The organism is Caulobacter segnis (assembly GCF_003243465.1).
Lineage (GTDB): Bacteria > Pseudomonadota > Alphaproteobacteria > Caulobacterales > Caulobacteraceae > Caulobacter > Caulobacter segnis_A.
Window position 1 is genome coordinate 19,648 of record NZ_QFQZ01000062.1, and the last position, 9,950, is coordinate 29,597.

General features: G+C 68.7%; 8 protein-coding genes and 1 tRNA gene. 6 read left to right on the forward strand and 3 right to left on the reverse strand.

The annotated features are described in order from the left end of the window. Positions 1 to 2: 2 nt before the first annotated feature. Both DI526_RS17060 and DI526_RS17065 read right to left on the reverse strand, forming a co-directional pair. Positions 3 to 1,277, reverse strand: coding sequence for an MFS transporter (locus DI526_RS17060; protein ID WP_304280550.1), 1,275 nt, complete (start codon positions 1,275 to 1,277; stop codon positions 3 to 5). Between the two features lie 200 nt (positions 1,278 to 1,477). Further along, positions 1,478 to 1,975 (reverse strand): Lrp/AsnC family transcriptional regulator, encoded by a 498-nt coding sequence (locus tag DI526_RS17065; protein WP_304280552.1) that lies wholly within the window; start codon positions 1,973 to 1,975, stop codon positions 1,478 to 1,480. 141 nt (positions 1,976 to 2,116) lie between these two features. Here DI526_RS17065 and DI526_RS17070 point away from each other — a divergent pair, with 141 nt between their 5' ends. Continuing rightward, entirely contained in the window at positions 2,117 to 5,557 is a 3,441-nt protein-coding gene (locus DI526_RS17070; RefSeq protein WP_304280554.1) for an indolepyruvate ferredoxin oxidoreductase family protein, read from the forward strand. A gap of 135 nt (positions 5,558 to 5,692) precedes the next feature. Here the strand turns inward: DI526_RS17070 and DI526_RS17075 are convergent, their stop codons facing one another. After that, positions 5,693 to 6,865 (reverse strand): DUF418 domain-containing protein, encoded by a 1,173-nt coding sequence (locus tag DI526_RS17075; protein WP_304280556.1) that lies wholly within the window; start codon positions 6,863 to 6,865, stop codon positions 5,693 to 5,695. Between the two features lie 173 nt (positions 6,866 to 7,038). Between DI526_RS17075 and DI526_RS17080 the strand changes: the two genes are divergently transcribed. The 5 genes from DI526_RS17080 (at position 7,039) to DI526_RS17100 (ending at position 9,949) form a co-directional block, all read left to right on the forward strand. Next, positions 7,039 to 7,311, forward strand: a complete 273-nt coding sequence (locus tag DI526_RS17080) for a hypothetical protein (protein ID WP_304280557.1) — start codon at positions 7,039 to 7,041, stop codon at positions 7,309 to 7,311. Continuing rightward, positions 7,308 to 7,583, forward strand: coding sequence for a type II toxin-antitoxin system RelE/ParE family toxin (locus DI526_RS17085; RefSeq protein WP_304280559.1), 276 nt, complete (start codon positions 7,308 to 7,310; stop codon positions 7,581 to 7,583). Before DI526_RS17080 ends, DI526_RS17085 begins: the two co-directional genes overlap by 4 nt. Further along, a complete protein-coding gene (locus DI526_RS17090; protein WP_304280560.1) occupies positions 7,580 to 8,707 on the forward strand; it encodes an NAD(P)/FAD-dependent oxidoreductase in 1,128 nt (375 codons plus the stop codon). The genes DI526_RS17085 and DI526_RS17090 overlap by 4 nt, the downstream gene beginning before the upstream one ends. 69 nt (positions 8,708 to 8,776) lie before the next feature. Next, positions 8,777 to 9,820, forward strand: coding sequence for a glycosyltransferase (locus DI526_RS17095; protein ID WP_304280562.1), 1,044 nt, complete (start codon positions 8,777 to 8,779; stop codon positions 9,818 to 9,820). A 52-nt stretch (positions 9,821 to 9,872) separates the two neighbouring features. Continuing rightward, positions 9,873 to 9,949 (forward strand) — tRNA-Met (locus DI526_RS17100). Position 9,950: the final 1 nt, after the last annotated feature.

A 9,950-nucleotide genomic window follows, 5' to 3' on the forward strand; every position in this document is an offset into this window, starting at 1 on the left:
CCTTACAGACTGTCCGCCCGCTTCAGCGGAAGCAGCGCCAGCAGGCTGATCGCGCCGGCGGCCGCGAGGTAGAGGCCGACCAGCTTCAGCCCGCCGTGGGTGGCCAGGGCCTGGGCGATGGCCGGGGTCATGCCGCCGCCAATCACGCCGCCGACATTGAAGGCGATCGAGGCGCCGGTATATCGCACGCGGGCGGGGAACAGGCTGGGCAGCCAGGCGCCGAGCGGCCCGTAGACCAGGCCCATGACCACCAGGGCCAAGCACAGGAAGCCGGTGATGGCCGGCAGCGAGCCGGAGGCCATCATCGGCGCCAGGGCCGCGCCCGCGACGATGGTCAGCACCGAGCCCGACATCAGAACGCGGCGCGGGCTGGACTTGTCGGCCCAGTAGCCGGCCCAGACGATGCCGGCCGCCATGAACAGGATGGCGAACAGCAGCACGCCCAGGAACTGCTGGCGGCCATAGCCCAGGGTCGTGACGCCATAGCCGAGCGAGAACGCGGTGGTCAGGTAGAAGAGGGCGAAGCAGGCCACGACCGCGAAGGTGCCGCCGATCGTCTCGCGCGCGTGGGTCTTCATCAGCTCGGCGACCGGCACGTGCGGCGGCGGCGCTTCGTGAGCGGCGGCGGCGAAGGCGGGCGTCTCGGTCAGCTTCAGGCGGATCCACAGGCCCACCCCGACCAGCAGGATGCTGCCCAGGAACGGCACGCGCCAGCCCCAGGCCTGGAACTGCTCGGGCGTCAGCACCGCGCCGAGAATGAGAAAGAGGCCGTTGGCGGCGATGAAGCCGACCGGCGCGCCCAACTGCGGGAACATGCCGAAACGCGCGCGGAAGCCGGGCGGGGCGTTCTCGACCGCCAGCAGGGCCGCGCCGCCCCACTCGCCGCCCAGGCCGAAGCCCTGGCCAAAGCGCAGCAGGCACAGCAGGAACGGCGCGACCCAGCCGATGTGGTGGTAGGTCGGCAGGAAGGCGACCAGCAGGGTCGAGCCGCCCATGATCAGCAGCGAGGCCACCAGGGTCGACTTTCTGCCGATGCGGTCGCCGAAGTGACCGAACACGATCGAGCCCAGCGGCCGGGCGATGAAGGCCACGCTCAGGCTGGCATAGGAGGCCAGCAGCTGCATGGCCGGCGAGCTGGCGGGGAAGAACAGCGGCCCGAACACCAGCGAGGCGGCGGTGGCGTAGATATAGAAGTCGTAGAACTCGACCGCCGTGCCGATCAGGCTGGCGGCCAGCACGCGTCGCGTCGACGCACTCCCGGTGCTCGATCCGGCCATCGTGGCATCTCCTTCGATACAAATATCCGGTGTCATCCCGGCCGTAGCGCGAAGCGCGGAGAGCCGGGACCCAGGGGCGGCTCGCACGGCGCTCTTGCACCCCCTGGGTCCCGGATAGCCTCTGCGAGGCTTCCGGGATGACACGGGAAGGTGTGCTGGTTTACCCCAGCGGGCTCACACCATTTACGCTTAAGACTACGTCAGCCCAGCGGGCTCACATACGGGCTGATCAGGCCCAGCGGCACGGCGGTCGAGTTCTTGACGCCGCGGATCACGATGCGGCTCTCGATGTTGCTCACCAGGCCCAGCGACAGCAGCTTGTCGCGCAGGAATTCGTCGAAGGCGCGCATGTCGCGGGTGACGATGCGCATCTCGTAGTCGGCCGCGCCGGTCACGGTGGCGCACTGGACGACCTCGGCCCACTTGGCGACCGCCTGTTCGAACGTGTCCAGATTTTCCTTGGTCGGAAGGGACAGCTTGACGGTGCAATAGACCTCGAAGCCCAGGCCCAGCTTCTCGCGGTCCAGGATGGTCACGCGGCGCTGGATGACGCCGGCGTCCTCCAGCCTTTTGATCCGGCGCCAGCACGGGCTGGACGACAGGCCGACGCGTTCGGCGATCTCTGCGACGGACAGTCCGGCGTCGTATTGGATGAGATCGAGGATCTTGGCATCCACGGCGTCGAGTTGTTCGGACAAGAATTCCTCCCCCCAGCGGGCTGTGACGCTCACTTTGTGCGCAAAACGGCCCCGAGTCGGGCACGCCTTGGGCAAACAATTTCCGCGCTTCTATAAGATATTGCGTTACGGGCGGGAAGACCCGGGAGGAAAATTTTTGCCATGCGGCACTCGGAAGTCACGCTCGACGACAAATATGTGCTCGAAGATGGTCGAGCCTTCATCACCGGCGTGCAGGCGCTGCTGCGGGTCCTGCTGGATCGAAAGCGGCTGGATCGCAAGCTTGGATTGAATACGGCCGGCTTTCTGTCCGGCTATCGCGGCTCTCCGCTAGGCGGACTCGACCAGCAGGCCGCGCGCATCAACAAGCTGCTGACCGCTCACGACGTCGTCTTCAAGGAAGGGGTCAACGAGGACCTCGCCGCCACCGCCGTCTGGGGCAGCCAGCAGGCCAACCTTTTCCCCGGCGCCCTCTACGACGGCGTGTTCGGCATGTGGTACGGCAAGGCGCCCGGCGTCGACCGCACCGGCGATGTCTTCAAGCACGCCAACTTCGCCGGCGTTTTCCCGACCGGCGGCGTGCTGGCGGTGGCCGGCGACGACCACAACTGCAAGAGCTCGACCCTCCCGTCGCAGTCGGAATACGCCTTCCAGGACTTCGAGATGCCGGTGCTGGCGCCGGCCGACGTGCAGGAGGTGCTGGACTACGGCATCCTGGGCCTTTCGTTGTCGCGGTTCTCGGGGCTCTGGGCCGGCATGATCGCCCTGGCCGACACCATGGACTCGGGCGTGACCATCGACGTCTCCCTGGACCGTCACAAGCTCATTACCCCCGACTTCGCGTTCCCGCCCGGCGGCCTTGGCATCCGGCTGAAGGACCAGCCGATGGAGAAGGAGCGGCGCATGCGGCTCCACAAGCTTCCGGCGGCCCTGGCCTTCGCCCGCGCCAACGGGATCGACCGCGTGGTGCTGGGCGCTTCCCACGTGCGCGTCGGCAAGGCCCGTCTCGGCATCGTCTGCCAGGGCCAGGCCTACAAGGACGTCTTAGAAGCCTTCACGGCCATGGGCATGACCCTGCAGGAGGCCGCTGACCTCGGCGTCTCGATCTACAAGGTCGGCATGCCCTGGCCGCTGGAGCCCCTGGGCCTGCGCGCCTTCGCCGCCGGCCTCGAGACCCTGATGGTCATCGAGCATAAACGCGCCTTGATCGAGCCCCAGGCTCGCGCGGCGCTCTATGACCTGCCCGCCCAGGCGCGTCCGCGCGTGATCGGCAAGACCGACGAGAAGGGCGGGCCGCTGCTGTCGGAGCTCGGCTCGCTGTCCGTGGCGGAAATCGCCCTGGCCATCTACGACCGCCTGCCCGACGGCCCGCACATGGAGCGGGCGCGGGCCTATCTGAACCGAGTATCAGCAGCCGGCGTCGCCGCCGTCAGCTTGGCCGCCGATCAGGCCCGCAAGCCGTTCTTCTGCTCGGGCTGCCCGCACAACACCTCGACCAAGCTGCCCGAGGGTTCGCGGGCGCTGGCGGGCATCGGCTGCCACTACATGGCCAGCTTCAACGACCCCTCGACGGACCTCAACACCCACATGGGCGGCGAGGGCCTGACCTGGGTCGGCGCTTCGCCGTTCACCAGCGAAAAGCACGTCTTCCAGAACCTGGGCGACGGCACCTACAACCACTCGGGCTCGCTGGCGATCCGGGGCGCGATCGCGGCCGGGACCAACATCACCTACAAGCTACTCTACAATGACGCCGTCGCCATGACCGGCGGCCAGCGGGCCGAGAGCGGCTTCACCCCCGCCCAGATCACCCGCCAGCTGGCGGCCGAGGGGGTCAAGAAGACCGTCATCGTGGTCGATGATCTCAAGCGCTACGAGGGCGTCGAGGGCCTGGCGCCCGGCGTCGAGATCTTCCCGCGCTCGGAGCTGATCCGCGTGCAGGAGATGCTGCGCGACACGGCGGGCGTGACGGTCCTGCTCTACGACCAGACCTGCGCCACCGAGAAGCGCCGTCGCCGCAAGCGCGGTTCGATGCCCAAGGCCACCCAGCGCGTCTTCATCAACCCGCTGGTCTGCGAGGGCTGCGGCGACTGTTCGGTGAAGTCCAACTGCGTCTCGGTCGAGCCGCTGGCCACCGAATTTGGCCGCAAGCGCAAGATCAACCAGTCCAGCTGCAATCAGGACTATTCCTGCGTGCAGGGCTTCTGCCCCTCGTTCATCACCCTGGAAGGCGCGCAGAACGCGCAGTCGAAGAAGACCCCGGCGGCCCTGACGGCCGAGTCTACGCCGCTGCCCGAGTTCGAGCCGTTGACCGGCGTGCGCAAGATCCTGTTCACGGGCGTCGGCGGCACCGGCGTGACGACCGTGGCCTCGATCCTGGCCATGGCCGCCCACATCGACGGCCGCGCCGGCAGCGTCGTGGACATGACGGGTCTGGCCCAGAAGGGCGGCTCGGTGTTCAGCCACGTCAAGATCGGCGAGACGGAAGAGACCGTGGTCGGCGGCCGCGTGCCGGCGGCCAGCACCGACGTGCTGATCGCCTGCGACCTGCTGGTCGCCGCCTCGCCGGAGGGCCTGTCGCTCTACGCCAAGGACCGCACGCGCGCCTTCGGCAACAGCGACTTCGCCCCGACCGCCGACTTCGTCACCAGCCGCGACATCCGCTTCGACAGCGGGGCCATGGCGCGGCGGGTCAAAGGCGCGACCCAGACCTTCGACGCCTGCCCGGCCCAGCACCTGGCCGAGAGCCAGTTCGGCGACGCCATCTACGCGAACATGATAATGGTCGGCTTTGCCTGGCAGCGCGGGGTGATCCCGGTCTCCAGCAGGGCTCTCTATCGCGCGATCAAGCTGAACGGTGTGGACGCCGACGCCAACCTGCAAGCTTTCGAGCTGGGCCGCCGCGTGGCCCATGACCCGTCGTCTATCGAGGTCAAGGAGGACAAGGTCGCCACGCCCGAGACCCTGCCGCTGGACGACCTGATCGCCCACCGCATCCGGGAGCTGACCGCCTACCAGAATGCCGCCTACGCCCAGCGCTACGCCGACAAGATCGCCAAGGTCCGCGCCGCCGAGGCTTCGGTGTCGGGCGCCGACAGCGCCCTGCCGCTGACCCGCGCGGCGGCGGTCAACCTCTACAAGCTGATGGCCTACAAGGACGAGTACGAGGTCGCGCGCCTGTACACCGACGGGCGCTTCGCGGCCGAGTTGGCCGGGACCTTCAAGGGCGGCAAGGCCAAGGTCTGGCTGGCCCCGCCGTTGCTGGCGCCCAAGGGCGCGGACGGCAAGCCGAAGAAGATCGCCTTCGGCGGCTGGATGCTGGATCTGGCCTTCCCGGTCATGGCGAAAATGAAGGGCTTGCGCGGCGGCGCGCTCGACATCTTCGGCAAGACCGAGGAGCGCAAGATGGAGCGCGGCCTGATCGCCTCGTATGAGGTGACGCTGGACCGTCTGGTCGCCGGCCTCTGCGTGGGAAGCCTGCCGCTGGCCCTGAAGATCGCCGAGATCCCACAGCAGATCCGCGGCTTCGGCCACGTCAAGGAGGCCTCGGTCAAGACGGCCAAGGCGGCGGAAGACGCGCTGTGGGCGCAGTGGGAAGGGTAGGCGGGGGCTATTGGATGGAAGCGCGGGGCTGCTGGCGACCCTGAGCGGACGCCGCGCGAAATCCCTCTTTCTTTGAGAGAGGGATTTCAACGCGTCCGCTAACCACCTCAACCCGCCGCTCGACCTGTCCGGACCTCACCTCACGAACGGCACCTTCGTCGTCATGTACGTCGCCGCGCGCCACACCCACTCCAGCGGGCCATAGTGGAAGCGCTTGAACCATAGCGTCCCCACGATCGCCTGGACCGCCAGGAAGCCGACGCCCAGCCAGAGCGCCGTCGATTGCGGCAGCCACTTCCAGGCGCCCAGGCCAAAGCCGTAGAAGATCGGGACCCAGATCAGCGACTGCAGGACGTAGAAGGTCAGGGTCATGCGGCCCATCGGCGCCAGGCGTTCGAGCAGGGCCCGGGCCGGGCCCTGATAGGCCTCGACGATCAGCAGCACATAGACGCCCATCATCGCCACGTCGAACCAGCCGCCCAGCAGGGTGGCGACGAGCTTGCGCGCCATCGGCGCGGCGGTGGCGTCCGGCAGCATGGCCGACAGCGGGGCGACGCCGTAGTGGCAGGCGATGGCGACGGCGACGAGCAGCAGCAGCACGGCTCGGCGTTGCGCCGTGAACCGCTCGGGCGCGTCGAACACGCCCGCGCGGCCCAATCTCAGGCCCACCAGGAACAGGGCGAGGATCTGGAATAGCCGGCCGGTCTCGATGAAGAACCACCACTTGAATCTCTGTCCCTCCCAGACGTTCCAGGCCAGCATCTGGCCCAGCGAGGCCGTCCGGTAGAAGGCCGGTCCCGTGTCGGCCCAGCTATTCGGCGTCGCATTGGCCCAGGCCTGGCCCGAGGCCGCCGCGGCGATCTGGACCAGCAGCCATGGCTGCACCAGGAGCAGTCCCGCCGCGACGAGGATCGTCTTGCCGCCGGCCCGATGGAAGGGGATCAGGACGAGGCCCAGCGGCGCCAGCACCATCAGGATGTCGCCGCGATAGACGAGGCTGTGGGCCGCGCCGATCAGGGCCAGCACGACCATCCGCCAGGCGAACCGTCCCGAGAAGTCGGTCCCGCGCCGGTCGGCCTTGTCCATCAGCAGGAAGAAGCTCAGGCCAAAGCAAAGGGTCAGCAGGCTGAACGCCTTGCCCATGAAGAAGGTCGTGAAGATCGCGTGGGTGAGGTTCTCCTTCGGCGCCGCCCAGTAGATCTCGTACTGCTCGAACATGTGGACCATGTAGACGCCGATCAGGGCGAAGGCGCGCAGCGTGTCGATCAGCAGGTTGCGCGCGGGCGCGGCCGGCGTGGCGTCGGTCATGGTTTCCCCACCTCGTCCCCTGCGGACGGTCCTGGGCGTCTTGGCGCCCTTCGCGAAAGCGCGACCATGTCCGATCCGACGGCGCTGTCAATTGTTTCCGGTTTCGCCCCGCTGGCGCGGGCGGAGGTTCGTGTTAGGCTTTGGGCATGAACAGGCCGGTCGATCAAAGCCAGGTGACGGTGCGGATCAGCGCCGAGGACGCTGCGGACCTTCAGGCGCGGGTCGATCGCGGCGAGTTCGCGTCGCTGGACGAGGGGCTGGCGGCCGAACTGGCCGAACTCAACTATCGCCGGGCGGCCGATATCGTCGGCGGATCGGAGAAGCTCGAGGCGCTGCTCGACACGTTGGAACAGACCGATGATCCATCGACCGATGTCGACGCCGACGACTTCTTCAAGGCGCTTCGAGTCGGTCTGAAAGAACGTCTGGCGCCGTCTCGCGGGTGAAGCGCCAGCTCGTCATTTCGGCGGAAGCTCAGCGTGATCTTTTGCGCATCCGCGACTATATCGCCGATGACAATCCAAGCCGCGCGGAGACCTATCTCGATGAGCTTCTCGCGCGCTGCGTCGCCATCGCCGACTTCCCATTCGCGGCGCCCGAGACGCTCCGCCGTCCAGGATGGCGCGCGGCCCCTTACGGCTTCTACGTGATCTTCTACACGGTGACGGAGCGGCGCGTCCGTATCCGCGCCGTCAAGCATTCGGCGACCCTGAAATGACCGAGTACGATTTCGACGCCGTCGTGGTGGGGGCTGGAGCGGTGGGTCTGGCCTGCGGCTACGCCTTGGCTCGGCGCGGCCTGACGGTCGCCGTGCTGGAGGCCGCCGGCCATATCGGCGAGGGCGTCTCCTCCCGCAATTCCGAGGTCATCCACGGCGGCCTCTACTATCCGACGGGCTCGCTTAAGGCGCGGCTGTGCGTCCAGGGGCGGCGGCTGCTGTACGCGTTCCTCGACGCGCACGGCGTGGCCTACAAGCGCTGCGGCAAGCTGGTGGTCGCCACCAGCCAGGACGAGATCCCGCGCCTCGACGCCATCTGGGACCAGGCCCTGGCCAACGACGTCGAGGGCATGGAACGGCTGACCGGCGAGCAGGCGCGGGCGCTGGAGCCGGGCCTCAACGCTCACGCCGCCATTCTGTCGCCCGAGAGCGGCGTCTTCGCCAGCCACGATTACATGCTGGCCCTGCAGGGCGAGATCGAGGCGGCCGGCGGGGCGGTGGTGCTGTCCACCCCGTTCGAGAGCGCCGAGCCGTTGGCTGGCGGCGGCTTCAAGGTGCGAGCGGGCGGCGCCGATCCGACCAGCCTGACCTGCCGCCTGCTGGTGACCGCGCCGGGCCTCTCCGCGCAGGCGGTTGCGGGAACCATCGAAGGCTATCCAGCCGACCGCATCCCCAAGGCCCACTACGGCAAGGGCGTCTATTTCCGCCTGACGGGCAAGGCGCCCTTCCAGCGGCTGATTTATCCGCCGCCGATCCATGGGGCGTTGGGCACGCATTACCGCAACGACCTGGGCGGCCAGGCGGTGTTCGGGCCGGATCTCGAATATGTCCCCGCGCCCGACTATTCGGTCGATCCGGCGCGGGCCGAGGCCTTCGCCACCTATATCCGCAAGTTCTGGCCCGGTCTGCCCGACGGCGCCCTGACCCCCGACTACGCCGGGGTGCGGCCCAAGCTGCACGGCCCCGACGAGCCGCAGCCCGACTTCCAGCTGCGCGGTGCGGAGGACCATGGCCTGGAAGGGCTGATGGCGCTGTTCGGCATCGAGAGCCCCGGCCTGACCAGTTCGCTGGCGATCGGCGAGGCGGTGGCGGACCGGCTGGCTCTTGCGGGATCAACCGCCTAGCTCCCGCGTTGACACCGCAGCCGGGCGCCACGATGGTCCCGGCCCGCCAAGCCACCCCTGGAGCCCGTCTTGAGCAACATCCTGCACGCCATGCTGGGCAAGGGGCTGGGCGGCCTCGAGCAGGTGTTCCTCGACTACCAGCCGATCCTGGAGGCCTGGGCCGCGCGGCATGGCGGCCGCTGCGTGGGCGTGGTGCGAAAGGGCGGCAAGGTCGCGCTGGCGCAAGGCGCGCGGACGCCGCCGCTCTCGACCATGCCGGCCCTGACCGACTGGGACCCGCTGACGGTGGGGGCGGCCAGGTCCCTGGTGCGCGCGGTGCGGCCGGACCTGATCCTCAGCCACGGGCAGCGCCCGGCCCGGATCTTCGCCAAGGCCGCGCCGGCCGGCGCCGTGCAGGCGGTTTGCGTGCACAAGCCCGTCTTCGATATCCGGCCCGGCGTCCACTATCTGTGCGTCGGCCAGCACCTGGCGCGTCTGGCGATCGAGCGCGGCGCGCCCGCCGACCATGTCCACTTCATTCCGAACGCGGTGAAGCCGCCGACCGCCCGCGCCGAGCCCTTCACCCGCGCCGAGGGGCCGGTCCGCATCGTCGCCGCCGGTCGCCTGCATCCCAAGAAGGGCTTCGACGTCCTGATCCGCGCCATCGGCAAGCTGCGCGCGTGGGACCTGGAAGTCGTTTGCGAGATCGCCGGGGAGGGCGGCGAGCGCGCCGCGCTCGAGGCCCTGATCCGCGAGCTGGACCTCGACCCGTGCGTCAAGCTGGTCGGCTGGCGCCAGGACGTCGCCGGCTTCCTGGCCACGGGCGATCTCTTCGCCTTCCCCTCGCACCAGGAGGGCTTTCCGCTGACCCTGCTGGAGGCCATGGCCGTCGGCCTGCCCGTGGTGGCCTCGGAGATCGAGGGGCCGGTCGAGATGATCAAGGATGGCGTCAACGGCCGCCTCGTCCCGGGCGACGACGCCGACCGTCTGGCCGAGGCGCTCGGCGAGCTGATCGGCGACCGCGACGGCGCCCGGCGGATGGGGGAAGCGGCCCGGACGCTGGTGCTGGGTGAGTACGGTCCCGACCAGCTGGCGCGACGCCTGGAAGCGGCGCTGGACGGAATGCTTTTGTAGATGCTTGATGCGAAGCGCGCTTGGGCGTATGACCCCCGTCCGTCCTGGCGATGGCTGGGTAGCTCAGATGGTTAGAGCGGTGGATTCATAACCCACAGGTCGGCGGTTCGATCCCGCCCCCCGCCACCAG